Consider the following 24,676-nt stretch of genomic DNA (forward strand, 5'->3'; position numbering starts at 1 on the left):
CTGTTATCTGTCATCTGTTTTCTGTTTTCTGTTCGCCGTCATCCGTCAGCCGTCCGCCGCCCCCTCCCGCGCCCAGCACACGCCCCACTACCGCCCCGGCAGCGTGCACACGACGCGCCAGCCACCCACTCCGTGCGGCGCGGCCGTGAGCGCCCCGCCGTGGGCAGCGACCCGCGCCGTGAGACCGACCAGGCCCGTGCCGCCCGCGCCGGGGCGGCGGCGCAGCAGCCTGCGGCCCCGCCGCGCAGGAGAGCCGCCGTCGTTCGTCACGGAAACCTCGACCTCCGTCCCCACCGCGGCACTCACCCGAACGACCACCGCACCCGCCCCCGGAGCATGCCGGCGGACGTTCGTCAGCGCCTCCAGCACGACGGCGTACACGGTGGCCCCGGCCTCGGCTGCCAACAGGGCATCCGGGTCCGGCGGCAGGTGGACAGTGGCGCGCGTGCCCCCGGCCGAGTCGAAGCGCGCGACCAGTTCGGGCAGGTCGGCCGGCCCGAACCGGCGCGCTTCCCGGACGGCCTCGCCGGACTGCGGGTCACGCAGCGCACCGACCATCTCGTCCATCGAGTCGAGCGCCCGCAGGCCCGCCTCCTCCAGGCGCCGCAACAGGGCCGCCGTCTCCTCCCCGTCCTGCGGCCCGAGTTGGCCCGCCTGCGCCTCCAGCACGATCCCGGTGATCTCGTGGGCGACGAAGTCGTGGAGCCCGCGGGCGACTTCGAGCCGCTGCTCGCGGCGCGCCCGGTCGACGGCGCGTTCCCGCCGGGCGTCCAGCACGCGCAGGTAGAGGGAGGCCCCGGCCACCCCGAGGGCAGGCAGCAGCGCCAGCAGGAGCGCGATCAGCGACCCCGCCCAACTGCCGTGCGGCATCCGCAGGGTGAAACGCAGTGGCAGGAGCGCAGCTGCGCACCCGACCGCCACGCCGACCACGCCGACCCACCGCCCGGGCACCCGTCGCACGACCCGGAACAGCACCGCGAGCAGCGCGAGCCACTCGAACGGCAGCCAGAACGCGGGCAGCCGGTACGGCCCGGAGTACCCGACGTCGAGCAGCAGTGACAGGCCTGCCACGGCCCCCGCACCGGCCGCGAGCGCGATCCGCCCAGCAGGCCACGGAAGCAGCGTGACCACCGTCACCACCGCCGCCATCACGGCGACGAGCAACGCCGCCCCGTGCTCGCCCGGGTGCGCCAGCACGACGGGCAGCAGCAAAGCCACCCCGGCCATCAGCGCCGGCACACGACGGAACCGGCCGACGCCGGACGGGAGATCGGTACGCACACACGCGAGCCTACGGGCAGCTCTCCCGGGGGATGCCGGGAGATTCGGGCTCCTCCTCCCGGTGGAGGCAACTCCACTCCACAGCGGGAGGTTTGGCAGACCCGCACCGAGCAGAGTGGTTCCCGACGCACCTGCCACCGCGTCCCACCCACACACGACCCGCCCACACGCAACCCGCCCACAGGAGGACGGACCATGAACCGCCGCCTCGCCACCGCCGCAGCCGCCTTCTGCCTCCTGGCCGCGACGATCACCGCCGCCGCGCCCGCGAGCGCCACCGCCGGCACGCCCTCCGACACCCACTCCGACGACTTCGGGCCGGTCAGCGTCCACGGGGCCGCCGGGACCGTCCTGACCACCACGTTCACCGGCTTCGAGGGCGACGCCGTGCGGATCGAGGTGGACGCCCGCGCCGACGTCAACACCGACCCCCGCACCACCCGCGGGCACTTCCACGTCACCCACGTCCACACCGACGGCCGGCTGGTCGCCGACTTCTCGGGCGACATCACCTGCCTGGGCGTCGGCGGCCGGGAGGCGATCGCGACCGGCGTGGTGACCAGCGGCGAGGCGCCGTGGTTCCCGGGCCGGACGCCGGTGGGCGCGAAGGTGGCGCTCACCGTGCAGGGGAACGGGCGGCACGCGGGCCGGGTCGGCTGGGTGTGGGGCATGTTCGGCGCGCCGGTGTCCGACTGCCAGGGCACGGTAGCGTTCCTCCCCACCACCAGCGGCGGCTTCACCGTGCGGGGCTGAGCCCGCCGGGCCGCCCGACCCAGCTCGGAGGCCCGCCCGATGACCGCCCGCACCACCCCGTCCGGCGACCGGCACGGCGAACGTGCCACACACCCCGTACGTGCCGATCACGCCGCACGCGCCGAACACCCCGAACCCTCCGAACCCTCCGAACCCTCCGAACCCTCCGACCAGGGCGCGGGGTTCACCGGCCACGCAGGGGATGGCCGGTGAACCCCGCGCCCGCCGCCGACCTCCGCCGGCTCGCCGCCGTCGGCCCGTACTTCGCCCTCGGCACGGCCACCTCCGCCGACGACACCCCGCCGCCGGGCTACCGGCCGCTGCGGGAGCTGTACGACGGCGGGCCGCACGGACCGCTGGCGGCGCGGGTGCACGTCGTGGCGCGGCGGCTCGGCACCACCGAGCTCCGGGTCGCCGCGTCGATCCTGCACCTGGGCCTGGCCGCGCGGTTCTGGTCGGTCGGCGTGGGCGCGGCCGTCCTGCTCGGGGCGGTGCCGTCACTGGAGGAAGCGTGGATGCGGATCCCCGACCAGGGCCCGATGGACCTGTGGACGCCACAGCGGACACCACAGGGCCCGTCTGCCACCGGGACGCTCCCGCAGCAACTCCACGACGCCATCGTCGACGGCCAGTTGGAGCCCCTCGCCGCCGCCGTCCGCGCCGTCGTCCCGCTCTCCGCCCGACTGCTGCTCGGCAATTCCGCGTCCGCCCTCGCCGGCACCCTGCGCGTCCTGGACGGTCACGCTCCGGACGCCGCCCGCACGTTGGTCGCCGAGCTGCTGGACCAGCCGCCACTCGCCGGGTCGGGCACACTCCGCACGGGCCCGCACGGCACGGTGTTCCGGCGCCGCAGCTGCTGCCTGTACTACCGCGTGGGCCCGGGCGCCGGCGTGTGCGGGGACTGCTGCTTCACCCGCCCGCCGTCCGCCAAGAGACCCTGAGTCGATAGCGGCCACGGCGACGAGAACGCAGCAGCCCACGCCCGGCTTGTCCAGGGCCGGGCGCGGGCCGTCGATCCCCCGCCCGGTGCCGATCCCTGACACCGGGCGAAGTCCTCATCCGTCCGCGGTCAGACCGCGACCGCCTCCTCCATCTCCTCCTCGGCCTCGACGTCCGCCTCCTCACCCCGCGCGGCCTCCAGGGGACGGCGCCCGCGCCGCTCGTACAGGGCCGCGGCCACTATGGCCGCCCCGCCGAGCAGGAGCCACACCACCAGCGTCAGAACGTGCCCGCCCAGGCCGGCCCCGCCGTCGAAGTAGAGGATGCTGCGCGCCCCCTCCAGGAAGCCGGCGCCGGTCCAGAAGCCGTGCAGGGTGCCGAAGAAGCCGTTCTGCAGCTCGGGGCGGTAGATGCCGCCGGAGGTCGTGAAGTTGAGCATCACGAACAGGACCATCATCGTGAGCGTGGTCCACTTCTTCAGGAAGGTGTGCAGACCGATGCCGATGAAGACCACACCCGCCGAGTAGAGCCAGCCGAGCGCCCACACCGCCGCCGCGTCGTGGTCGACGACGTGGAACACCGGGCCTGCGGTGACGATCCCGATCACGCTCACGACGAGCGAGACCACGAGGCCGACGAGCGCCCGGATCCGCGTGCCCAGCGCCGCGCCCGCCGCGCCGATCACGGCGACGCTCGCGTACGAGCCGATGCTCAGCGCGACCAGGAGGAAGAACAGTCCCTGGCCGGTAGGGTCGCCCTTGGCGGGTGTCGTGAGGTCAATGACGTGCAGCGGGACGCCCTGCCGGTCGGTGACGCCGGTGAAGACCGCCGTGGCGGCGACGACCGAGGTGTCCGAGTTGCCCTTGGCGACGATCAGTTCGGGGCTGCGGGCGTCCGGCACGAACGCGCCGACCAGGTCGCGGTCCTTGAGCTGCCGCTCGGCGGCGGCGCGGTCGGGCAGCGTGCGGACGTCGAGGGCGTCCCCGGCCTTCGCGCGGATCGCCTGCGCGAGGCCCTGCGCCTGCGGGGTGGTGCCGACGACGGCGACCTTGAGGTGGTGCGGTTCGGGCTGGTGGAAGGCGCCCTGGTAGGCGAGCGCCATGCCGAGGCACATCAGCAGCGGGGTGATCAGGTGGACGGCGAGGTGCTTGAGCGAGTGCCCCAGGGCGGGCGCTGCAGCGGGGTTCCGGGGTGTGCTGCTCATGGCGTTCGTACCGTCCTCCGATGACGCGGTGACACTGTGCTACATGAAGAGATAAGTGGTAAATACAACCAATGAAGGTGGTAAATGCAACCATCTATGGATGTAGCTTACAACTATCCGAGGTCGATCGGAAGCGGGCCCCGGAGCACCCGGACTCACACCAGCTCGAACACCCCGTACCCGAACCCGTCCGCCCGCAGCTCCCCGTCCACGACCCGCACGCCCTGGGCGTCCAGCGCCCGGACGGCCTCCCCCAGCGGCACCGCACCGGGCTCCCGCCGCGGATTGACGGCCACCAGGTACCGCCCCGACCGCGTGTACACCAGCGGGTACCCGGCACACCGCACGTCCACCCCGCCCGACGCACCCAGCCCCGGGTGCGCCCGCCGCAGCGCGATCAGCCGCCGGACGGTGTGCAGCAGCGAGGTCGGGTCGGCGCGCTGGGTGAGCACGTCCGGCCGGTGCGGGTCCGGGTCGACGGGCAGGTAGAGCCGCTCGGGTGCGGCGGCGGAGAAGCCGGCCGTCGGGCCGGGCGTCCACTGCATCGGGGTGCGCGAGCCGGCCCGGTTGTAGCGCGGGCCGAGCACGCTGCCCTCGGTGTCGGGCAGGCCCGGCACGTACCGCATGCCGATCTCGTCGCCGTAGTAGACGGCGGGCAGGGTCGGCCAGGTGAGCAGGAACGTGAAGGCGGCGGGCAGTTCCTCGGCGGTGCGCGGACCGGTCGCGAGGCGGGAGAAGTCGTGGTTGGCGGTGGGCAGCACGATGTGGCCGCTGTCCTCGGTGAGTTCGGCGGCCGAGCGCCACGCGTCGAGGAAGACCTGCGGCGTGCCGCGGCCGTCGGCCTCGAAGTAGCACGCGTCCTGGTGCCAGAAGTCCTCGACCGTGCCGCCGTTGTTGTTCCAGAGGGATCGCAGCGGGAGGCCGCGGTCGGCGCCGCCGAAGTGGAGGAAGAAGTCGGCGTGGAAGCCGGCCGAGAGGGCGGCGGCCGGGTCGCCCCACTCGGCGAACAGGGCGGCCTGCGGGTGGGTGCGGTCGAGCCAGTCGCGCAGGCCGGTCCAGAGCTTCCCGGTCTCGGTCCGGTCCGGGTCGTCCTTGACGAGCGAGTACGCCATGTCGACGCGGAAGCCCGCCACGCCGAGGCCGAGCCAGTGGGACATGATGTCGCGCAGCGCCGCCCGGTTGGCGCGCGGCCCGTCCGCGTCCACCGGCTGGCGCCAGGGTTCGTCGGAACTCGGGCGCGCGTAGCCGAAGTTGAGGGCGGGCTGGCAGTCGAAGAAGTTCGGCCGGTAGCAGCCGGGACGGCTGCCGGGCGAGGCGACGAAGCCGTCCGTCTGCCGGTCGGACCAGATGTAGCGGTGGTCGGCCGGGTCGTCGACGGCGGCCAGGAACCAGGGGTGGCGGTCGGAGGTGTGGCCGGCGACCAGGTCGAACAGGATCCGGATGCCCTTGCGGCGGGCGGCCTCGACCAGGGCGACCAGGCCGTCGGTGCTGCCGTAGCGCGGGGCGGGGGTGAAGTAGTCGGTGATGTCGTAGCCGGCGTCGCGGAACGGCGAGGCGAAGCAGGGGTTGAGCCAGACCGTGTCGACGCCGAGCCAGGAGAGGTGGTCGAGGTGCTCGGCGATGCCGCCGAAGTCGCCGATGCCGTCGCCGTCGGAGTCGGCGAAGCTCTGGGGGTAGATCTGGTAGAGGACGGCGTCGGCCAGCCAGTCGGGGCCGGGGCGGGTCGAGGTCATGGGCTGGGTCCTCCTGCCGGGTCCGGGGCCGGGTCCCCCGATTCTCGCGCAATCCCGCCCGCCCCGACAGTGCGCCGCACCAGCGCGCCGACCTCGCGACCGGGACCCCGGCGGCGAGCCCACCGCGCGCCCCGCCCTACCGTCCGCAGGCCTGCGTGAACGCCCGGGCCCGGCGCGTGATCTCCGCCCAGTCCCCCGCCGCGACGGCGTCCGGCGGCACCACGTCCGTGCCCGCGCAGACCGCGAACGCACCGTGGGCGAGGAACGCGGCGGCGTTGCCCGCGTTCACCCCGCCCGAGGCGACCAGCGGGACGTCCGGGTACGGGCCGAGCAGGTCCTTGAAGTAGCCGGGCCCGAACGCCTTCGCCGGGAAGATCTTGACGGCCGCCGCGCCCAGGTCGACCGCGTGGGCCACCTCGGTCGGGGTGAGCGCGCCGAGCACCACCGGCACCCCGGCGGCGTGCGCGGCGGCGGCCACCTCGGGCCGGCAGCCGGGGGTGACGAGGAACGACGCCCCGGCCGCGACCCCGCGTTCGGCCTGCTCCGCGGTCAGGACGGTCCCCACTCCGACCCGCCACCCGGCCTTGGAAGCGGCGGACAGGCACTCCGTCACATTCGGTGTGGTGTACGTGAATTCGGTCCAGGTGATGCCACCGTCGGCGAGCGCGGCGCACAGCGCGGCGGCATCCGGGATCCGCGGCGCGCGGACCACGGCGAGGACCCGGTCGTCGCTCAGAGCGGAGAGGGGGGAAGGCGCGGGGGAGGTCACAGGGCTCGGGCTCCTCGATCGGTGCGGCGCAGGGCCCGCCCGGGCCTGGCGCCCGTGGTGCGGCCCTGCCGGACGACGGCGGTGCCGTTGACGTAGACGTGCTCGATGCCTTCGGCGGGCAGCCGGGGCTGCTCGAAGGTGGCGGCGTCGCGGACCCGCTCGGGGTCGAAGAGCACCAGGTCCGCGTGGTAGCCGGGCGCGATCCGGCCGCGCCGGTGCAGCCCGAGCCTGGCGGCGGGCCGCCCGGTCATCCGGGCCACCGCCTCCTCCAGTGTGAGCACGCCCAACTCCCGGCCGTAGTGGCCGAGGTAGCGCGGGAACGTGCCCCAGGCTCGCGGGTGCGGACGGGCGCCGACCAGCAACCCGTCGCTGCCCGCGGTGTGCGCGGGGTGGCGCATGATCGCCCGGACGTTCTCCTCGTGGCCGACGTGCTGGAGGATCGTCGTGGCCAGTTCGTCCCGCCGCAACAGGTCGAGGAAGACGTCCGTGCCGCCGCTCCCCCGTTCGGCGGCGAGATCGGCGACCGTCCGGCCGACCGCGTCCGCCAGTTCGGCCGAGCGGACGCCCGAGACCTGGATCGTCGCCCAGTCCGTGACCACGCCGTGGCAGCCGTCGCTGCCCGTCTCCTCCACCGCGTGCCGGATCCGCTCGCACGCCGCCGGGTCGGCGAGCCGGGCGAGGGTCGCGGCCGGGCCGCCCTCGGTGGCCCAACTCGGCAGCAGGGCCGCCAGGGTGGTGGATCCCGGCAGGTACGGATAGCTGTCCAGGGTGAGGTCCACGCCGTCGGCGAGCGCCGCGTCGACGAGGTCCAGCAGTTCCCCGGCCCGGCCCGCGTTGACGCCGAAGTTCATCGTCGCGTGGGTCAGGTGCAGTCCGCACCCGCTCCGCCGGGAGATCTCCACCATCTCCGCGTACCCCTCCAACGCACCCGCACCGTAGGAACGTTGGTGCGGCGCGTGGAAACCTCCGTAGGCCGCGACCACCGTGCACAGGTCGACCAGCTCGGCGGTGTCCGCGTACGTCCCGGGCGTGTAGCTCAGCCCGCTGGACATGCCGACCGCCCCGGCCAGCAGCCCGCGCGCCAACTCCTGGCGCATCCGGTCGAGTTCGAGCGGGGTCGGCGCGCGGTCGGCCCAGCCCATGGCGAGCATGCGCAGCGAGCCGTGCGGGACGAGGTAGCACGCGTTGACGGCGGCCCGGGTGCGGTCGAGGCGGTCCAGGTAGCCGCCGACGTCGCGCCAGTCCCAGTCGAGGTCCGCCGGATCGCCGTTCCAGCCCGCGAGTTGGCGGCGTAGCGCGGGCAGGGTGGTGTCGTCCACCGGGGCGTACGACAGTCCGTCCTGCCCGAGGACCTCGCAGGTGACGCCCTGGGTGACCTTGGCCGGGTGCTCGGGTTCGAGCAGCAGGGCGAGGTCGGAGTGGGCGTGCATGTCGATGAACCCGGGGGCGAGGACGAGCCCGTCGGCGTCCACGACGCGCCCGCCGTCCGGCCCGGCCCCGATCCCGGTGATCAGCCCGTCGGCGATCCGGACGTCGGACCGGTAGCGCTCCGCGCCGGTGCCGTCGACGACGGTCGCGCCACGGAAGACGACCGCCCCGCCTGGCTCCCCGCCCTCGCCCTGGTTCATCAGAAGAACGTCCTGACCAGCCCGGTGACCTTGGGCTCGGCCGCGTCCGCGGAGTCCAGCACGGGGATCGCGGTCCACTTGTCGAAGGCGGTGCACGGGTGGGATACGCCGAGGCGCAGCACCGCACCGACGGGTGCGAGGTCGCCGGCGTCCCGCAGGAACGCGTGCTGGTCGTTGAGCGCGGTGATCCGGGCCACTGTGTCGGTCAATCCGGTGCCCCCGCGTACGAGTTGCGGCTCCGGCATGCCCTCGTCGAAGGGCAGGTCGCGCTTTCCGGCGTCCAGCAGGGCGAGTTGCGCTTCGGGCCGGGAGACCACGCGCGCCCAGCCGTGCAGGGCACCCCGGAAGGGAGCGTCCCCGGCGCCCCGGACGAGCGGCGAGATGCCGCGGTAGAAGCCGTCGTCGTGCGCGACGTAGGCGCCCGAGCGCAGCACGGTCAACGCGTCCGGCAGCGCGGCCAACTCCTCGACCACCAGGTCGAAGTAGGCGCTGCCGCCGGCCGAGACGATCGGCGGCGCGTCGTCGGGGTAGGCGCGGGCGAGCCGCCCGTGCAGGTCGGCGAGCGCCTTGAGGTAGCCGCGGACGGTGGCGAGCTTCTCGGCCGTCGCATCGTGGGCGAGCGCTCCCTCGTACCCGCCGACGCCGGCCAGCCGCAGGGTCGGGGCACGCAGGACGGCGGCGGCGACCTCGAAGGCCGCGTCGACGCCGCGGGCGCCGGTCCGCCCACCGGGGCCGCCGAGTTCGACGAGCACCTCGACGGGCCGCTCGGCCCCGGCGGCACGCAGCGCCTCGTCCATCAGCTGGACGCTCTCGACGCCGTCCACCCAGGAGACGAAGCCGAACTCCGGGTCGGCGTCGAGTTCACCGGCGAGCCAGCGCAGTCCGACCGGGTCGAGCAGGGTGTTGGCGAGCAGGATCCGCTGGACGCCGAAGGCGCGGGCGACGCGGACCTGGGGCAGGTTGGCGAGGGTGATGCCGTGGCTGCCGGTGTCCAGCTGCGCCTTCCAGAGGGCGGGCGCCATCGTGGTCTTGCCGTGCGGGGCGAGGGCGACACCCGCCTTGGCGCACCAGTCGGCCATGGTGCGCAGGTTGTGGTCGAGGGCGGCGGCGTCGAGGGTGAGCAGCGGGGTGCCGAGCCCACTCAGGGTGGGCCCGGTGGCCAGCCAGTCCCGGACGGTACGGCCGTGCCCGTCGGCCGGGACCGCCTTGAACCGCCAGTCCAGCACCTCGTCGGCGAGCGCCGCGACCGCGGCGGCGTCGATGCCGGGACCGGTGCCGGCGCAGGCGAATGCGCCGCGTGCGAAGGTCTGCCCCACTGTCTTCCTCCATCAGCCAGGTTGCAACATGCGCAACAAGGGTTGCACATGCTGGCATCACGGTTCTAGCATCGGCGCCGGACCACGGTCAACGGAACCGCCCCCGGACCACGGTGAGCGGAACCGACCTCAGCCGTCGAAAGCCGTCGAAAGCCGTCGAAGGCCGTCGAAAGCCGTCGGAGCCGGTCCGATGCCGCCGCCCCGGGCACAGTCGCAGACGAGGAGCCCAGCAGATGCCGCCACAGGACACCCCGGGCCCGGCGCGCCCCGGCCCGCCGGCCGCCGTCTGCGTGGGCGAGTCGATGGCCGTCCTGCTGCCGGACCGCCCGGGCCCGCTGGAGGCGGTGGACACCTTCCGGCTGTCGGTCGGCGGCGCGGAGTCCAACGTCGCCGGGGCCCTCGCCGCGCTCGGCGTGCCCACCGCGTGGATCAGCCGGGTCGGCGACGACGGCTTCGGCCGCCGCCTGGTCGCCGAGGTGGCCGCCCGCGGGGTCGACGTCTCGGCCGTCGCGGTGGACCCGCACCGGCCGACGGGCCTCTACCTCAAGGAGGTCGGCGGATCCACCGGCCACCACCACGACCTCGGCCCGGGCCGCAGCCGCCTGCACTACCACCGCCGCGGCTCGGCCGCCGCCGCACTCTCCCCCGCCCTGCTGGACGATCCGACGGCCGCCCGCCTGCTGGCCGGCGCCCGGCTGCTGCACCTGTCCGGCATCACGGCCGCACTCTCCGACGACTGCCTCGCCCTCCTGCGCGCCCTGCTCACCGACCCGCGCGCGAGCCACCCGGACACCCCGAAGAGCCCACACAACCCGACGCGCCCGACCAACCCGACGAGCCCGGACACCCCGAAGACCCCGAACGCCCGCACGAGCCCCCGCCGTCTGGTGAGCTTCGACCTCAACTGGCGCCCCGCACTCTGGCGCGACCGCGACCCGGCCGTCCTGCCACCGCTTCTGGACGCCGCCGACGTCCTGCTGCTCGGCGCCGACGAGGCCGAGGCCGCGTTCGGCACCGGCAACCCGGCCGTCCTGCGCCGCCGATTCCCGTCGCCCGCCACCATCGTCGTCAAGGACGCCGCCCGGGCCGTCACCGCGCTCGGCCGGGACGGCTCCGCCGTCACCGAACCGGCCCTCGCCGTCGAGGTCGTCGAGGCCACCGGCGCGGGCGACGCCTTCGCGGCCGGCTACCTCGCCGGCACGCTCCGCGGCCTGGACCAGCGCCGCCGGCTGCGCCTCGGCCACCTGAGCGCGGCCTGCGCGCTCACCGCCCACGGCGACCAGGCCGAGCTGCCGCCCGCGCCCGTCGTCGCCGCCCTGCTCGACGCCGCCCCCGCCGCCTGGGCCGCCACCCGCGTCACGGCGAGCGCCATCAGCAGCCCCGCGCTCGACTCCCGGGCGAGCCGGACCGCACCGGACCGGACCACCCCGGACCCGACCACTCCGGACCGGAGCCGGACCACCCCGAGCGGAGCCCGATGAGCCAGACCGTCAGCCGCGCCCTGCGCATCCTCGCCGAGCTCGGCGAGGGCGAGCGCTCCCTCGACCAGCTGGCCGAGGTGCTCGGCGTGCACAAGACGACCGTGCTGCGCCTGCTCCAGAGCCTCGAAGCGGAACGGTTCGTCTACCGCGACGCCGGCTACCGCTACCACCTGGGCGCCGGCCTGTTCGCCCTGTCCGGCCTCGCCCTGGAGCAGCGCGGCATCCGCCGCATCGCCGCCCCGCACCTGGCCGAGCTGAACGCCGCCACCGGCCAGACCGTCCACCTGGCCGCGTACGAGGGCGGCGAGGTCGTCTACATCGACAAGTTCGACTCCCGCCACCCGGTCAGGATGTACTCCCGGATCGGCCTGCGCGCCGCGCTGCACAGCGCCGCCGTCTCCAAGGTGCTGCTCGCGGACCTGCCGCTGCCCGAGCGGCGCCGGGTCGTGGCGGGCGTCGACTTCACCCCGCACACGGCCAACACCCTCACGTCGCCCGAGGCGCTGCTCGCCGAGCTGGAGCGGGTGGCCGCACAGGGCTGGGCGCAGGACCACGCGGAGCACGAGGCCTTCATCAACTGCGTGGCCGCGCCGGTCCGGGACGCGAGCGGCCGGGTCGTCGCCGCCGCGTCGATCTCGGTGCCGGACGTCCTCCTCTCGTACGAGCAAGTGCTGGACCTGCTACCGCAGTTGCTCGCCACCACCCGCGCCATCTCGGCCGACTGCGGTCGACCGGAACAGATCTGACACTCCGTCAAAAGGATGAGCAAAGGATGAGCATGAGCGACAAGACCGAGATCCGCACCGACGGCGCCCCCGCCCCGGCCTGGCTGTTCTCCCAGGGCGTGCGCAAGGGCCCGATCCTCCAGGTCTCCGGCCAGGGCCCGCAGGACCCGGCCACCGGCGAGTACCTGTACCACGGGGACGTGAAGGCGCAGACCCGGCGGACGCTGGAGAACGTCAAGGCGATCATGGAGGCCGGCGGGGCGAGCATCGAGGACGTCGTGATGTTCCGCGTCTACCTCACCAAGCGCGCCGACTTCGCGCCGATGAACGAGGTCTACGGCGAGTTCATCGCGGAGAACATCAAGCCCGGCGGCGTGAAGCCCTGCCGCACCACGATCTTCGTCGAGCTGCCGCAGGAGCCGATGCTGGTCGAGATCGACGCACAGGCCGTCGTCTCCTGACGCGCCGCGGAAGAAGTGGCCGCCAGCCGGGGCCCGGACGCTTCACGCGGTCCGGGCCCGCCGCTTGCCACCGGCGCCCGCCACCCTTAGGTTAGGCTCACCTAACTAACAGGAGGTCCGCATGGCCACCGCGCGCCAGCACCCCGCCGACGAGGCCGCCGAGCCCACCACCGCCGAGCGGGTCCACAGCCTACTCACGGCCACCGCGTCGCTCACCGTCCGCGCCCTCGGCGAGCACCACGACCTCGCCAGCCCGGTGGCGGTCCACGGCTCCCGGCTCCGGCTGCGCGCGCCCATCGACGCCCCGCTGACCCTCGCCGCCGTCGACGCGCCCGACGGCCTCGCCGTCGTCCTCGACGTCACCGATGTCTCCCCCGTCGCCGTCCGCGACCGGGTCCGCGGCCGCCTCTCCCTCGCCGGCCGGCTGCGCCTGGCGCACCTCGCCGACGACGGCCTCAGCGTCCACCTGCGCGTCGACACCGCCCACGCCGTCCTGTCCACCCCGTACGGCACCGGCGCCGTCACCGCCGCCGAACTCGCCCTCGTCACCCCGGACCAGCTCGCCCGCACCGAGGCCGGCCTGCTCACCCACCTCGCCGACGACCACGCCGACGCGCTCGCCGTCCTCACCCGGCTGCTCGACCCCGCGCTCCTCGCCGGCCGCCCCGCCGTGCGCCCGCTCGCCCTCGACCGCTACGGCCTGGTGCTGCGCCTGGACCACCCGCACGGCCACCGCGACGTCCGCCTGGTCTTCCCCGAACCGGCCACCGACACCGAGGACTTCGGCCACCGCATGCACGACCTGCTGGCCGCCGCCCAGCACGCGCTGCCCGCCCACCGCATCTGACAACCGTCAACCCCAAAAAACCTGACGGACCGTCAATCACGTTCCGCCGCATCCTCCAACACGATCCGCCCCATCCGCGCGTAGAGCTCCGGCCGCCGCCACCGCATGACGAGCGCCAGCACGATCCCGCCCGCGAAGGCACCGATCACCAGGTACGGGATCAGCCGGAACAGCAGCGTCCCGGCGGCCGCGCCCGCCGCGGCGCCCCGGTTCACCACCAACAGCGCGACCACCCCCGCCATCGCCACCCCGCCCGCCACCGGCGCCGTCAGCGTCCGGAACCAGTGCCTGGTCTCCGGGTGCCTCCCCAGCACGTGGAAGTACCCGACCACGGCGAACGAGCAGAGCGTCTGCACGATCAGGATCGCCATCGTCCCCAGCAGCGCCAGCAGCGTGTACAGGTGCAGGTACGGATCCATACCGGCCACCAGGAAGGCGAGCACCAGCCCCGCCGCGATCCCCGACTGCACCACCGAGGCGACGTGCGGCGAACCGTGCCGCGGGTGCGTGCGCCCGAGCGCCGGGTGCAGGAAGCGCTCCCGCCCGATCGCGTAGAGGTACCGCGCCGCGCACTGGTGGAAGGCCATCGCGCACGCGAACGACCCGGTGACGACCAGCCATTGGAACACCCGCACCGCCCACGCCCCGAGGTGCGCGCCCAGAGGGTCGAAGAACAGGCTGTTCCCGTCCTTGCCCGGCACCGCACCGCTCGCCACCGCGACCGCGTGCTCCACCCCGTTGCCGGACACGATCATCCAGGACACGAACACGTAGAACAGCCCGACCCCGACCACCGACGCCAGCGTCGCCCGCGGCACCACCCGCTTCGGATCGCGCGACTCCTCCCCGTACATCGCCGTCGACTCGAACCCCACCCACGACGTGAACGCGAAGAACAGCCCGAGCCCGGCCGCCGCGGCGCCCGAACCCCCCACCCCCTTCAGCGCGTTCAGCGGATTCACCGCCTCGCCGACGATCCCGTCCGGCCCGCCGCCGGCCGCCAGCACCGCGAGCGACACCGCCCCCAGCACCCCGACCTCCAGCACCAGCGCCACCCCGAGCACCCGCGCGGTCAGGTGCAGGTCGAACCAGGCCATCACCCCGATCACCAGCAGCCCGGCCGCCGCGTACCACCCCCACCCGAGGTCCACGCCCAACTGCGCCCGCACCAGCCCGCGCAGCGCGTACGCGAAGAAGCCGACGACGGAGGCCTCGAAGGCGACGTACGCGAGCAGCGCGAGCAGCCCGGCCGCCATCCCCACCACGCGTCCGAGCCCGTGCGAGACGTACCCGTAGAACGCACCGGCCGCGGTGATGTGCCGGGCCATCGCCACGTACCCGACCGAGAACACGGTGAGCACGAGCGTCGCCACCACGTACGCGGCGGGCGCGCCGGCCCCGTTGCCCTGCCCGACGACGATGGGCAGGTTCCCGGTCATCGCGGTGATCGGAGCGGCGGTGGCGACCGCCATGAACACCACCCCAACGAGCCCCACCGACCCCGGCTTCAGCCGGTCGACCCCACGCTCCGCCGCCCGCCCGCCGCTCTGGACCGCCATCCGCCCGCCTCCGCCCACCGCACCCGACCACCGCACCGACCGGCGCCATCGCAGCACGCCGAAGGCCCGCACGCCGAACAAATCGTCAACGAACGACCAGTCCGGCCACTCCACCGGACGCAGTCTTGATCTCCACGTCAGCCGGCTCTCATCGCCGTCTCACGGTCGCGGTGGATCGTGGCCCGACGAAGGACGAACAGCCGGGGGAACTGGAGCCATGACGGCAGAGGACAAGGAAAGACCGGGCAGGGAAAGACCGGGCACGGCCCACTGGTTCGGCCGGATGACGCTCCGCGGCCGGCTCGCGCTGTTCACCGCGGCCGCGGTCTCGCTGGCGGTCGTAGCCTGCGCGGTGGCCGGCTGGTTCGTCGCGCGCGACGAGATGGTCAACCAGGTCGACCAGACGCTGTCGCACGCGTGGATGCCGGGCGACCGGCCGCCGAGCGGCGCGCAGATCAAGGCGCTGAACGACTGGTGCAACGGCGCGGCCGGGCAGCCCTGGATGCCCAGGGGGGACACCGTCCCGACGGTGATCGTCGCCGACGGCACCTCCTGTCCGCAGAAGGACCCCCGCGCCGTGGTCGTCACCCCGGACGACCTGCCCGTCGCGCAGAGCGGGAGCAGCGGCCCGCACGCCGCCTCGCTGTTCCGCGACGGCCACACCGTCGACGGCACCCCGGTGCGGGTCTACGTGGTCAGCTTCGGCCCGGTGATGTTCGACAACGCCGCCTCCACCGCCGCCGTGGCGCTCGCCCAGCCGCTCGAACCGGTGCAGGACGCGCTCACCGAGCTCGCCCTGATCACCGCCGGCGCCGCGGCCGTCGTCATCGCGCTCGCCGCCGCGGGCGCCCTGTGGATCGCCCGCACCGCCCTGCGCCCGGTCGACCGCCTCACCCGCGCGGCCCAGCACATCGCCCGCACCCAGGAGCCGGGCGTGACGATCGAGGTCTCCGGACACGACGAGATCGCCCGCTTCGGCGAGGCCTTCAACGCGATGAGCACCGCCCTCGCCGGTTCGCTGGACAGCCAGGCCCGGCTGATCGCCGACGCCGGCCACGAACTGCGCACCCCGCTGGCCTCCATGCGCACCAACGTCGACCTGCTCATCCGCAGCCAGGAGTCCGGTCGCCCACTGCCCGAGGCGACGCTCACCCGGATCCTCGGCAACATGAAGGCGCAGATGACGGAACTCTCCACCCTCATCGGCGACCTGCTCGAACTGTCCCGCCCCGCCGACGCCCGCGGCGCGAAGCCGCTGCCCGTCGTCGCCCTGCACGACATCGCCGCCCGGGCCGTCGAGCGGGCCGAACTGCGCGGCCCCGGCCTGGTGTTCGGCGCCGACCTGACGCCCTGGTACGTGCGCGCCGATCCGCACGCGCTGGAGCGCGCCGTGATCAACCTGCTGGACAACGCGGTGAAGTTCAGCCCGCCCGGCGGCCGGATCGGCGTCTCGCTGGCGGACGGCGAACTCGCCGTCCGCGACGAGGGCCCCGGCATCGCCGCCGAGGACCTCCCGCACGTCTTCGACCGCTTCTGGCGCTCCCCGTCCGCCCGCCAACTGCCGGGATCCGGCCTGGGGCTGGCGATCGTCGCCCGCACGGTCCGCGCGGCCGGCGGCGAGGTCGCGCTCGCACCGGCCGGCCCGGACGGCGGCACCGTCGCGACCGTCCGGCTGCCGGGCGCGGCCACACCGCCGCCGGAGACGCCCCCGCCGGCCGGCGCCGACCGGAGCTGAGGCCGGCGACGAGAACGGCAGGCCGGAAGACAGCGACCGGCCCGGCCCACGAGGAATCCTCGTGGGCCGGGCCGGTCTGGGCGTGTCCCGCGCCCATGTCCGCCGGTGCGGCGATCACCCGGTCGAGCGGTCACCCGACATGACCATCCCGGACGATCGTTTCGCCCCGCACCTACGGTGGTCCGTCATCCCCGAAGGGGGGAGCTCAGAGCGCGACGCCGTGCGCCCGGAGGTAGGCGACCGGGTCGATGTCCGAGCCGTACTCCGGCCCGGTGCGGATCTCGAAGTGCAGGTGCGGGCCGGTCACGTTGCCGGTGGCACCGGACAGGCCGAGCTGCTGGCCGACGGTCACGGACTGGCCGACCGTCACGCCGATCGAGGACAGGTGCGCGTACTGCGCGTACTTGCCGTCGGCGAGCTGGATCTCGACCTCGTTGCCGTAGGCACCACCGTTGTCGGCCTTCACCACGACGCCGTTGGCGACGGCGCGCACCGGGGTGCCGGTGGAGGCGACGAAGTCCTGGCCGGTGTGGTGGCCGGAGGCCCACATCGCGCCGGCGACGCCGTACGCCTCGCCGAGCACCGGGTTGGCGAGCGGGGCGACATAGCCGGAGGCGGCGGCGACCGGAGCGGCGGCCGGAGCCTGCGCGGGCTGGGCCACGGTGGCCTGGACCTGCACCTGGGCACCCGGGGTGGTGGCCTCGGTCTGGACCTGCACCTGCGGCTTGGCGGCCGGGGCGGCGGGCTTCTGAGCGGGAGCGGCCGGGGCGGCCGGGGCGGCCTGGGCCGCGATCGCGAGCGACTGACCCGGGAAGATCAGGTTCGGGTTGGCGCCGACCACGGAACGGTTGTGCGCGTACAGCGCCTGCCAACCGCCCTCGACGTGCTTGGCGTCGGCGATCTTCGAGAGGGTGTCACCGCTGACGACCCGGTAGGAGGCGTCGCCCTGGGCGGCGGCCGGAGCGGCCGGGGCCGAGGCGGCGGCGACCGGAGCGGCGGGGGTGCCGGGGGCGGTGTGGGCCTGGGCGCTCATCGCGGTGACGAGCGGGAGGGCGAAGGAGACACCGGTGACGGCGGTCGCGATGCCGATGCGGGCGGCGCGGGGCAGGGTGATACGACGAGCCTGAGCAGGCATGGAAGTTTCCTCTCCGACGCCTGCGAGGTGAGCTGTCGGGTTCGGGCTGGAGTTGCCCGGCCGCATGCGCGGCTTCACCCCGAGCCGGCCCTGGAACTTCCGCGCAAACAGCGCGAATTCCGGTCCGGCGACTTACCTGTGGGTCCCCCGCTCCTGCCGTACAGAGTTCAGTGCGAGCCACCGGGCAGCGGCAGGACTCGGCGTTCCACCCGGTGGATCCGTCCGGACTGGCCGGTCGGTCGCTGAACTAAAACTCATCCGTCCGGGTGAAGCAATGTCGATCTCTTGAACCCACAACAACCCCACCCGCCACGATGACGCTCCGAATGATCCGGAATACGGTGCGTGCACAATCCATTCACTGCCCGCAGCGGATCAACGACCCTCCGCCGACGAGCCGACCCCTCCGTGACCACACGATCACCCACCGCACCCCCCGGACGCACCACCGGTGACCCTTGTCACGTGCACCCCGCCGGGCGGAGGATCGGGCCGTGGCCACAACCAACGCCGGCTCCTTGCGCCTGGGCACCGCGCAGGGACGCTGGGTCCTCCTGGCAACAGTGCTCGGCTCCAGCATGGCGATGCTCGACGGCACCGTGGTGAACGTCGCCCTGCCCCGCATCGGCACCGACCTCGGCGCCACCCTCGCGTCCCTGCAGTGGACGCTGAACGCCTACCTGCTGACGCTCGCCGGGCTCATCCTGCTCGGCGGCGCGCTCGGCGACCGCTACGGCCGGCGCCGGGTCTTCCTGCTCGGCGTGGTCTGGTTCGCCATCGCCTCCGCGGCCTGCGCCGCCGCGCCGAACATCCAGGTGCTGATCGCCGCACGCGCCGTCCAGGGCATCGGCGGGGCGCTGCTGACGCCCGGTTCGCTCGCCATGCTCCAGGCGGTCTTCCACCCGGACGACCGCTCGGCCGCGGTCGGCCTGTGGTCCGGCCTCGGCGGCGTGTCGGCGGCCGTCGGCCCGTTCGTCGGCGGCTGGCTCGTGGACGGCCCCGGCTGGCGCTGGATCTTCCTGCTCAACCTGCCGCTCGCCGCCGCCGTGATCGCGGTCGCCACCCGCTACGTCCCCGAGAGCCGGGACGAGAGCGCCACCGGCCGCTTCGACGTGCTCGGCTCGGTGCTCGCCGCCCTCGCGCTCGGCACCTTCACCTACGCGCTGACGGCGGGCGGCGAGGGCCTGTCCCCCGTCGTCTGGGTCACCGGCGTGCTCGGGCTCGTGCTCGGCGCGGCCTTCATCGTCGTCGAACGCCGCGCCCCCGAACCGATGCTGCCGCTCGGGCTGTTCTCCTCGCGGCTGTTCACCGCCGTGAACCTCGTCACCCTCTGCGTGTACGCGGCGTTCAGCGGCGTCTTCTTCCTCCTGGTCGTCCAGTTGCAGATCGTCGCCCGCTTCTCGCCGCTGGTGTCCGGCCTGGCCCTGGTGCCGATCACCGTGCTGATGCTCGCGCTGTCCTCGCGCGCCGCGCGGCTCGGCAAGCGGATCGGCCCGAGGATCCCGCTGACCGTCGGGCCGCTGCTGTGCGCCGCCGGGGTGCTGCTGATGCTGCGCGCCGGCGCCGGCTCCTCCTACTGGGCGGACGTCCTGCCCGCCGTCACGGTGATGGGCTGCGGCATGACGCTGCTGGTCGCTCCACTGACGGCGACCGTCCTCGCGGCCGTCGAGGTGCGGCACGCGGGCATCGCGAGCGGGGTCAACAACGCCGCCGCCCGCGCGGCCGGCCTGCTCGCGGTCGCGGCCCTCCCGGCCCTGGCCGGCCTGAGCGGCGACGCGTACCGGGTGCCGGCCGCGGTCGACAACGCCTTCCACACCGCGATGCTGATCTGCGCCGGGCTCCTGACGGCCGGCGCGATCACCGCCTTCGTGACCATCCGCGGCAACGTGCTGGCCCCCGAGGACCACCCGGTCGCGGAGCCGGACACCGAGTGGTGCTGCGGCACGACCCCGCCCCTCGACCCCGGCCACGTCCACACGCACGAGGGCCCCGCCACCGGTCCGGCAGCAGGGCCCTCAAAAACCTGACGCTGCGTCAGAGAATGTCACCGGGGGCATACTTGGCCGCCTCCGGGTAGGCCGCGGCGACGGCCTCGACCAGCCGGACGACCTCGGCGACCTGCGCACCGGCCGCGCCGGTGAACGAGAGCCGGTCGGCCAGCAGCGCGTCCAGCGCGGCGCGGTCCAGCGGGATCCGCTCGTCGGCGGCCAGGCGGTCCAGCAGCTCGTTCTCGCGGGCGCCGGCGCGCATCGCGAGCGCGGAGGCGACGGCGTGCTCCTTGATGACCTCGTGCCCGGTCTCCCGGCCGACGCCCGCGCGCACCGCGCCCATCAGCACCTTGGTGGTGGCGAGGAACGGCAGGTAGCGGTCCAGCTCGGCCTCGACGACGGCCGGGAAGGCGCCGAACTCGTCGAGGACGGTCAGGAAGGTCTCCAGCAGGCCGTCGAAGGCGAAGAACGCGTCCGGCAGCGCGACCCGGCGCACCACCGAGCAGGAGACGTCGCCCTCGTTCCACTGGTCGCCGGCCAGCTCGCCGGTCATCGACGCGTAGCCGCGCAGGATGACGGCCAGGCCGTTGACGCGCTCGCACGAGCGGGTGTTCATCTTGTGCGGCATCGCGGAGGAGCCGACCTGGCCCTCCTTGAAGCCCTCGGTGACGAGCTCGTGGCCGGCCATCAGGCGGATGGTCTTGGCCAGGCTGGACGGCGCGGCGGCGAGCTGGACGAGGGCGGTGAGCACCTCGAAGTCCAGCGAGCGCGGGTAGACCTGGCCGACGCTGGTGAGCACGTTCTCGAAGCCGAGGTGCCCGGCGACCCGGCGCTCCAGCTCGGCCAGCTTCTCGGTGTCGCCACCCAGCAGGTCCAGCATGTCCTGCGCGGTGCCGACCGGGCCCTTGATCCCGCGCAGCGGGTAGCGGGCGATCAGCTCCTCCAGGCGGCGGAAGGCCACCAGGAGCTCGTCGGTGATCGACGCGAAGCGCTTGCCCAGCGTGGTGGCCTGCGCGGCGACGTTGTGGGAGCGGCCGGCCATGACCAGCTCGGAGTGCTGCGCGGCCAGGCTCGCCAGGCGCACCAGCACGGCCACCGTGCGGTCGCGCACGTGCTCCAGCGACTGGCGGACCTGCAGCTGCTCGACGTTCTCCGTCAGGTCCCGCGAGGTCATGCCCTTGTGGATCTGCTCGTGCCCGGCGAGCTCGCTGAACTCCTCGATGCGGGCCTTCACGTCGTGGCGGGTGATCCGCTCACGGGCGGCGATCGAGCCGAGGTCGACCTGGTCGATCACCCGCTCGTAGTCGGCGACGGCGTTCGCCGGCACCTCGACGCCGAGGTCCTGCTGGGCCTTCAGGACGGCGAGCCACAGGTGGCGCTCGAGGACCACCTTGTGCTCGGGGGACCAGAGCTGGGCCAGGGTCGCCGAGGCGTACCGGGAGGCCAGGACATTGGGGATCTGGGGCTTCGCGCTCACGCTTCGCAAGCCTAACAGCCGAGGTCACGCCCACTGCAGCCGACGGCGCGCTACGCCCGTAGAGCCCTGGCGCTACTGCGCGCCGCCCGTCCGGCCTGCCAGCACCGGCAGCACCTGCGAGCAGATCGAGTGCAGCGCGACGCGCTGCTCGTCCGTCATCGCCTCGAAGGCCTGGTGGGTGCGCGCCATCTCGCCGCGGATGCGGGTCAGGATGTCCCGGCCCTGCTCGGTGATCACGACGATCTTCACCCGCCGGTCGCCCGCCGCCGCCTCGCGGTGGGCGAGCCCGAGCGACTCCAGCCGGTCGACGATCCCGGTGACGTTCGAGGCGTCACAGCCCAGCCGCCCGGCCAGCGCGCGCATCGGCACCGGCTCCTGCACCGCGCCGAGCGCCTTGGCCTGCGAGGAGGAGAGCCCGTGCCGGGCCGCGGCCGCCGCGAAGTCCTGGAAGTAGGCGGCACCGACGGCGGCCAACACCTCCATCAGCTCGGCGTTGGTCGGTACGGTCGTCGTCGCTGTCGAACCCATGGGACCAGCGTACGGCCGAGTGCTTCAGCAACTCAAGCTTTGACCACGGCAACCGTCACGGAATCAACCGCTCAGAGCACCAACTGGTCGAACAACCGCCGAAGCTCGGCCTCCGGGTCCGCGGTCAGCCCCGTGTGCACCGGCCCCGGCTGGACGACCGCGCTGCGCGGCGCCGTCAGCCACCGGAAGCGCTGCCCGGGACTGTCCGACGCCGCCGGCCCGGCCTGCGAACCGCCCGCGCACACCGCCTCGATCCCGTACAGCGCCTTCCGGACGCCGTGCACGTCCGCGACCGGGTCCAGCGCCAGCAGCCGGGCCTGGTCCAGGTGGGTGCGCGCGGCCAGGTGCGCGTTCTGCCGGCAGTACAGCAGCACGCCGACGTTGACGCACTCGCCGCGCTCGACCCGCGGCACCGCGCGGATCACGGCGTACTCGTAGTCGTGGAGTTCGACGGTCATGCGGGCACCTCCGGCAGCCAGTCGCGCGGACCGGCCAGTCGAGCGGTCAGCTGGGCGCGGTACGCGGCACGCACCGCGTCCGGCGAGTCGAAGCCCGGCTCGTCCACCAGCCAGACGTCCGGGATCCGCGCCACGGCCTGCTCGACCGCCGCCTCGGCGAGCGGCGCGAGGTCCTTGTCCGCGGCCGCGAGGTCCGGCCCGGAACGCAGCAGCGCGTGGTCGGAGGCGTCGTACGGACGGCGGATCCACGCGGCGGCGCCCGCCCAGTTGTGGTGGAAGATCAGGCTCGCGCCGTGGTCGATCAGCCGCAGCCCGCCGGTGGCGACCAGCAGATTCGGATTCCGCCACGACCGGTCGACGTTGCCGATGAGCGCGTCGAACCAGAGCACCCGCCCGGCCAGGCCCGCGTCGACCTCGAAGCACAGCGGGTCGAAGTTGAGCGCCCCGCTGACGAACGCCATGCCGAGGTTGGTCCCGCCACTGGCCCGCATCTGGTCCTGGACCTGCGGATCCGGCTCGCTGCGCGCGAGCACCGGATCCAGGTCGACGGTCACCAGCTCCGGCACCGGCAGCCCCAGCCGCCGCCCCAGCTCACCGGCCAGCACCTCCGCGACCAGCGCCTTGCGCCCCTGCGCGGCACCGACCCACTTCAACGCGTACAGCCGCCGGTCGTCGGCCTCGACCAGGCCCGGCATCGAACCGCCTTCTCGCAGTGGCGTCACATACCGGACCGCCGTCACCTCAGGAAGCACACCCCCAACCCTATCGGTGCCCCACCCCCCAGTCCCACCCCATGCCCCGCTTAGCCTCCCCCTCCTCCCCACCCCATCCCGTGCCCCTGCCCCCTCCCCGCCGCACCAACGCACCCCCTCCGCCACCCCCTCCCCTCATCCCTCCCCAGAGAGAGGGTGCGCTGCGGGAGGGGGTGGCGGAGGGGGTGGCCGCGGAGAGGGGCGTGACGGGTGATTTTCAGACTGCCAACGGCGAGAACACCCCACCCATAGAGTCGGCAGTCGGAAAATCATCCAGCCCCCGGAGCGGCCACCCCCGCAGCCACCCCCGGCATCCCCCACCCACCCGAAAGCCCACGCCCCGCCCCCAAGCCCCGCGCAGCGGCCCCCATCCGCCCCACCCCAGTGGCACCCACCCCTCCCCCATGCGAGTGTGGCGGACAGCACCAAGGACCCCTCCCGGTAAGACCCGCACGGTAAAGGGATGAGCGATGGAACGACCCCGGATCCTGATCGTGGGCGGTGGCTTCGCCGGCCTGGAGTGCGCCCGCCGCCTCGAACACAAGCTGGCGCCCTCCGAGGCCGAGATCTCGCTGGTCACGCCGTTCAGCTACCAGCTCTACCTGCCGCTGCTGCCGCACGTCGCCGCCGGCGTCCTGACGCCGCAGTCGGTGGCGGTGTCGCTGCGCCGCAGCCTGCGCCGGACCCACATCGTGCCCGGCGGGGCCATCGGGGTGGACCCGGTGTCCAAGGTCTGCGTCGTCCGGAAGATCACCGACGAGGTGATCGCGCAGAAGTACGACATCCTCGTGCTCGCCCCGGGCAGCGTCACCCGCACGTTCGACATCCCGGGCCTCACCGACTACGCCCGCGGCATGAAGACGCTCGCCGAGGCCGCCTACGTCCGCGACCACGTGATCGCCCAACTCGACCTGGCCTCCACGACGCTGGACCAGAACGAGCGCGAGTCCCGGCTGCAGTTCGTCGTGGTGGGCGGCGGCTACGCGGGCACCGAGACGGCGGCCTGCCTGCAGCGCCTGACGACCGCCGCGGCCCGCCGCTACCCGCGGCTGGACGCGCGGCAGATCAAGTGGCACCTGATCGACATCGCCCCGAAGCTGATGCCCGAACTCGGCGACGCCCTCGGCACGGCGGCGCTGGAGGTGCTGCGGGCGCGCGGCATCGAGGTGTCGCTGGGCGTGTCGGTGGCCGAAGTCGGCGCCGAGTCGGTCAAGTTCACCGACGGCCGGGTGCTCCCCTGCCGGACGTTGATCTGGACGGCGGGCGTCGCCGCGAGCCCGCTGATCGGCACGCTGGACGCGGAGACGGTGCGGGGCCGGATCGCGGTGACGGCGGAGATGCGGGTGCCGCAGTTCGACGGGGTGTTCGCGCTGGGCGACGCCGCGGCCGTCCCGGACCTCGCGAAGGGCGACGGCGCGGTGTGTCCGCCGACCGCCCAGCACTCGGCCCGGCAGGGCCGCGCGGTGGCGAACAACGTGATCGCCTCGCTCCGCCACCAGCCGCTGGAGCCGTATTACCACAAGGACTTGGGCCTGGTGGTCGACCTGGGCGGCAAGGACGCGGTGTCGAAGCCGGTCGGCGTCGAGCTGCGCGGGGTGCCGGCGCAGCTGGTGGCCCGCGGCTACCACCTGATGGCGATGCGCACCAACGTGGCGAAGTTCCGGGTGGGCGCGAACTGGCTGCTGAACGCGACGGCCGGCGACGACTTCGTCCGCACGGGCTTCCTGGCCCGCCAGCCCGCCCGACTGCAGGATTTCGAGTACACGGACGCGTACTTGACGAAGGATCAGGTCCGCGCACACGCCCAGGCGCTGCTCGCGAAGGGCTGAGGACCCCGAGGGGCCCTGGCCTCCCCCGTTCCACACGGGGAAGGCCAGGGCCACGTCGCGCCACGTCACATCGGGTCA

The 24,676-nt window shown here is 73.9% G+C and carries 21 protein-coding genes and 1 riboswitch; of the genes, 9 read left to right on the forward strand and 12 right to left on the reverse strand.

The window, feature by feature from the left end:
• Nucleotides 1-87 precede the first annotated feature (87 nt).
• On the reverse strand, nucleotides 88-1,281 hold the full coding sequence (locus tag ACFVSN_RS27435; protein WP_387956753.1) for a sensor histidine kinase: 1,194 nt from the start codon (nucleotides 1,279-1,281) through the stop codon (nucleotides 88-90).
• 195 nt (nucleotides 1,282-1,476) lie between these two features.
• Between ACFVSN_RS27435 and ACFVSN_RS27440 the strand changes: the two genes are divergently transcribed.
• Both ACFVSN_RS27440 and ACFVSN_RS27445 read left to right on the forward strand, forming a co-directional pair.
• Nucleotides 1,477-2,034, forward strand: coding sequence for a hypothetical protein (locus ACFVSN_RS27440; RefSeq protein ID WP_387956754.1), 558 nt, complete (start codon nucleotides 1,477-1,479; stop codon nucleotides 2,032-2,034).
• Nucleotides 2,035-2,243: 209 nt separating this feature from the next.
• Nucleotides 2,244-2,975 carry a (2Fe-2S)-binding protein gene (locus tag ACFVSN_RS27445; RefSeq protein WP_387956755.1) on the forward strand — a complete coding sequence of 244 codons (732 nt, stop codon included), beginning with the start codon at nucleotides 2,244-2,246 and terminating at the stop codon, nucleotides 2,973-2,975.
• A 128-nt stretch (nucleotides 2,976-3,103) separates the two neighbouring features.
• On the opposite strand, the gene ACFVSN_RS27450 is transcribed toward ACFVSN_RS27445, so the two are convergent.
• The 5 genes from ACFVSN_RS27450 to ACFVSN_RS27470 all read right to left on the reverse strand — a co-directional run bounded on the left by ACFVSN_RS27450 (nucleotide 3,104) and on the right by ACFVSN_RS27470 (nucleotide 9,623).
• Nucleotides 3,104-4,177, reverse strand: coding sequence for a hypothetical protein (locus tag ACFVSN_RS27450; protein WP_387956756.1), 1,074 nt, complete (start codon nucleotides 4,175-4,177; stop codon nucleotides 3,104-3,106).
• Nucleotides 4,178-4,332: 155 nt separating this feature from the next.
• Nucleotides 4,333-5,910 carry an alpha-amylase family glycosyl hydrolase gene (locus tag ACFVSN_RS27455; protein WP_387956757.1) on the reverse strand — a complete coding sequence of 526 codons (1,578 nt, stop codon included), beginning with the start codon at nucleotides 5,908-5,910 and terminating at the stop codon, nucleotides 4,333-4,335.
• Nucleotides 5,911-6,046: 136 nt separating this feature from the next.
• Nucleotides 6,047-6,679, reverse strand: coding sequence for a bifunctional 4-hydroxy-2-oxoglutarate aldolase/2-dehydro-3-deoxy-phosphogluconate aldolase (locus ACFVSN_RS27460; protein ID WP_380505175.1), 633 nt, complete (start codon nucleotides 6,677-6,679; stop codon nucleotides 6,047-6,049).
• Nucleotides 6,676-8,307 carry an amidohydrolase family protein gene (locus tag ACFVSN_RS27465; RefSeq protein ID WP_387601350.1) on the reverse strand — a complete coding sequence of 544 codons (1,632 nt, stop codon included), beginning with the start codon at nucleotides 8,305-8,307 and terminating at the stop codon, nucleotides 6,676-6,678. Before ACFVSN_RS27465 ends, ACFVSN_RS27460 begins: the two co-directional genes overlap by 4 nt.
• Nucleotides 8,307-9,623 (reverse strand): alanine racemase, encoded by a 1,317-nt coding sequence (locus ACFVSN_RS27470; RefSeq protein WP_387601347.1) that lies wholly within the window; start codon nucleotides 9,621-9,623, stop codon nucleotides 8,307-8,309. The genes ACFVSN_RS27465 and ACFVSN_RS27470 overlap by 1 nt, the downstream gene beginning before the upstream one ends.
• A 233-nt stretch (nucleotides 9,624-9,856) precedes the next feature.
• Here ACFVSN_RS27470 and ACFVSN_RS27475 point away from each other — a divergent pair, with 233 nt between their 5' ends.
• From ACFVSN_RS27475 to ACFVSN_RS27490, 4 genes are all read left to right on the forward strand, one after another.
• Nucleotides 9,857-11,104 (forward strand): sugar kinase, encoded by a 1,248-nt coding sequence (locus ACFVSN_RS27475; protein WP_387956758.1) that lies wholly within the window; start codon nucleotides 9,857-9,859, stop codon nucleotides 11,102-11,104.
• A complete protein-coding gene (locus tag ACFVSN_RS27480; RefSeq protein ID WP_380444903.1) occupies nucleotides 11,101-11,850 on the forward strand; it encodes an IclR family transcriptional regulator in 750 nt (249 codons plus the stop codon). Before ACFVSN_RS27475 ends, ACFVSN_RS27480 begins: the two co-directional genes overlap by 4 nt.
• Before the next feature lie 32 nt (nucleotides 11,851-11,882).
• Nucleotides 11,883-12,290, forward strand: a complete 408-nt coding sequence (locus ACFVSN_RS27485) for a RidA family protein (RefSeq protein ID WP_387956759.1) — start codon at nucleotides 11,883-11,885, stop codon at nucleotides 12,288-12,290.
• A 121-nt stretch (nucleotides 12,291-12,411) separates the two neighbouring features.
• A complete protein-coding gene (locus ACFVSN_RS27490) occupies nucleotides 12,412-13,137 on the forward strand; it encodes a DUF2470 domain-containing protein (protein ID WP_387956760.1) in 726 nt (241 codons plus the stop codon).
• A 32-nt stretch (nucleotides 13,138-13,169) separates the two neighbouring features.
• On the opposite strand, the gene ACFVSN_RS27495 is transcribed toward ACFVSN_RS27490, so the two are convergent.
• The gene (locus tag ACFVSN_RS27495; RefSeq protein WP_387956761.1) at nucleotides 13,170-14,696 is read right to left on the reverse strand and encodes an APC family permease; all 1,527 of its coding nucleotides are present in this window, start codon (nucleotides 14,694-14,696) and stop codon (nucleotides 13,170-13,172) included.
• A gap of 283 nt (nucleotides 14,697-14,979) precedes the next feature.
• Here ACFVSN_RS27495 and ACFVSN_RS27500 point away from each other — a divergent pair, with 283 nt between their 5' ends.
• Nucleotides 14,980-16,431 (forward strand): sensor histidine kinase, encoded by a 1,452-nt coding sequence (locus tag ACFVSN_RS27500; RefSeq protein WP_380498662.1) that lies wholly within the window; start codon nucleotides 14,980-14,982, stop codon nucleotides 16,429-16,431.
• 205 nt (nucleotides 16,432-16,636) lie between these two features.
• On the opposite strand, the gene ACFVSN_RS27505 is transcribed toward ACFVSN_RS27500, so the two are convergent.
• Nucleotides 16,637-17,566, reverse strand: coding sequence for a peptidoglycan DD-metalloendopeptidase family protein (locus ACFVSN_RS27505; protein WP_387956762.1), 930 nt, complete (start codon nucleotides 17,564-17,566; stop codon nucleotides 16,637-16,639).
• 2 nt (nucleotides 17,567-17,568) lie between these two features.
• Nucleotides 17,569-17,749, reverse strand: a riboswitch (cyclic di-AMP (ydaO/yuaA leader).
• Between the two features lie 311 nt (nucleotides 17,750-18,060).
• On the opposite strand from ACFVSN_RS27505, the gene ACFVSN_RS27510 reads away from it, so the two are divergent.
• Nucleotides 18,061-19,593 carry a DHA2 family efflux MFS transporter permease subunit gene (locus tag ACFVSN_RS27510; protein WP_387956763.1) on the forward strand — a complete coding sequence of 511 codons (1,533 nt, stop codon included), beginning with the start codon at nucleotides 18,061-18,063 and terminating at the stop codon, nucleotides 19,591-19,593.
• Between the two features lie 7 nt (nucleotides 19,594-19,600).
• Here ACFVSN_RS27510 and purB read toward each other — a convergent pair whose 3' ends face one another.
• The 4 genes from purB to ACFVSN_RS27530 all read right to left on the reverse strand — a co-directional run bounded on the left by purB (nucleotide 19,601) and on the right by ACFVSN_RS27530 (nucleotide 22,769).
• On the reverse strand, nucleotides 19,601-21,031 hold the full coding sequence (gene purB, locus ACFVSN_RS27515; protein WP_380444896.1) for an adenylosuccinate lyase: 1,431 nt from the start codon (nucleotides 21,029-21,031) through the stop codon (nucleotides 19,601-19,603).
• A gap of 72 nt (nucleotides 21,032-21,103) precedes the next feature.
• Nucleotides 21,104-21,559: a MarR family winged helix-turn-helix transcriptional regulator gene (locus ACFVSN_RS27520; protein ID WP_380444895.1), complete on the reverse strand. Its 456-nt coding sequence runs from the start codon at nucleotides 21,557-21,559 to the stop codon at nucleotides 21,104-21,106.
• Nucleotides 21,560-21,630: 71 nt separating this feature from the next.
• Nucleotides 21,631-22,017: a DUF3037 domain-containing protein gene (locus ACFVSN_RS27525; protein ID WP_380444894.1), complete on the reverse strand. Its 387-nt coding sequence runs from the start codon at nucleotides 22,015-22,017 to the stop codon at nucleotides 21,631-21,633.
• A complete protein-coding gene (locus tag ACFVSN_RS27530) occupies nucleotides 22,014-22,769 on the reverse strand; it encodes a HipA family kinase (protein WP_380444893.1) in 756 nt (251 codons plus the stop codon). The genes ACFVSN_RS27525 and ACFVSN_RS27530 overlap by 4 nt, the downstream gene beginning before the upstream one ends.
• Before the next feature lie 470 nt (nucleotides 22,770-23,239).
• Between ACFVSN_RS27530 and ACFVSN_RS27535 the strand changes: the two genes are divergently transcribed.
• Nucleotides 23,240-24,598: an NAD(P)/FAD-dependent oxidoreductase gene (locus ACFVSN_RS27535; RefSeq protein WP_380445890.1), complete on the forward strand. Its 1,359-nt coding sequence runs from the start codon at nucleotides 23,240-23,242 to the stop codon at nucleotides 24,596-24,598.
• Nucleotides 24,599-24,676: the final 78 nt, after the last annotated feature.

The organism is Kitasatospora sp. NPDC057904, assembly GCF_042887925.1.
Lineage (GTDB): Bacteria > Actinomycetota > Actinomycetes > Streptomycetales > Streptomycetaceae > Kitasatospora.

Excerpts from the sequence above, each read along its gene's own strand:
- ACFVSN_RS27500 (WP_380498662.1), top strand. The coding sequence starts at position 14,980 with ATGACGCTCCGCGGCCGGCTCGCGCTGTTCACCGCGGCCGCGGTCTCG.
- ACFVSN_RS27440 (WP_387956754.1), top strand. The coding sequence starts at position 1,477 with ATGAACCGCCGCCTCGCCACCGCCGCAGCCGCCTTCTGCCTCCTGGCC.
- ACFVSN_RS27455 (WP_387956757.1), bottom strand. The coding sequence starts at position 5,910 with ATGACCTCGACCCGCCCCGGCCCCGACTGGCTGGCCGACGCCGTCCTC.
- ACFVSN_RS27475 (WP_387956758.1), top strand. The coding sequence starts at position 9,857 with ATGCCGCCACAGGACACCCCGGGCCCGGCGCGCCCCGGCCCGCCGGCC.
- ACFVSN_RS27480 (WP_380444903.1), top strand. The coding sequence starts at position 11,101 with ATGAGCCAGACCGTCAGCCGCGCCCTGCGCATCCTCGCCGAGCTCGGC.
- ACFVSN_RS27505 (WP_387956762.1), bottom strand. The coding sequence starts at position 17,566 with ATGCCTGCTCAGGCTCGTCGTATCACCCTGCCCCGCGCCGCCCGCATC.
- ACFVSN_RS27495 (WP_387956761.1), bottom strand. The coding sequence starts at position 14,696 with ATGGCGGTCCAGAGCGGCGGGCGGGCGGCGGAGCGTGGGGTCGACCGG.
- ACFVSN_RS27535 (WP_380445890.1), top strand. The coding sequence starts at position 23,240 with ATGGAACGACCCCGGATCCTGATCGTGGGCGGTGGCTTCGCCGGCCTG.
- ACFVSN_RS27485 (WP_387956759.1), top strand. The coding sequence starts at position 11,883 with ATGAGCGACAAGACCGAGATCCGCACCGACGGCGCCCCCGCCCCGGCC.
- ACFVSN_RS27450 (WP_387956756.1), bottom strand. The coding sequence starts at position 4,177 with ATGAGCAGCACACCCCGGAACCCCGCTGCAGCGCCCGCCCTGGGGCAC.
- ACFVSN_RS27525 (WP_380444894.1), bottom strand. The coding sequence starts at position 22,017 with ATGACCGTCGAACTCCACGACTACGAGTACGCCGTGATCCGCGCGGTG.
- ACFVSN_RS27520 (WP_380444895.1), bottom strand. The coding sequence starts at position 21,559 with ATGGGTTCGACAGCGACGACGACCGTACCGACCAACGCCGAGCTGATG.
- ACFVSN_RS27490 (WP_387956760.1), top strand. The coding sequence starts at position 12,412 with ATGGCCACCGCGCGCCAGCACCCCGCCGACGAGGCCGCCGAGCCCACC.
- ACFVSN_RS27465 (WP_387601350.1), bottom strand. The coding sequence starts at position 8,307 with ATGAACCAGGGCGAGGGCGGGGAGCCAGGCGGGGCGGTCGTCTTCCGT.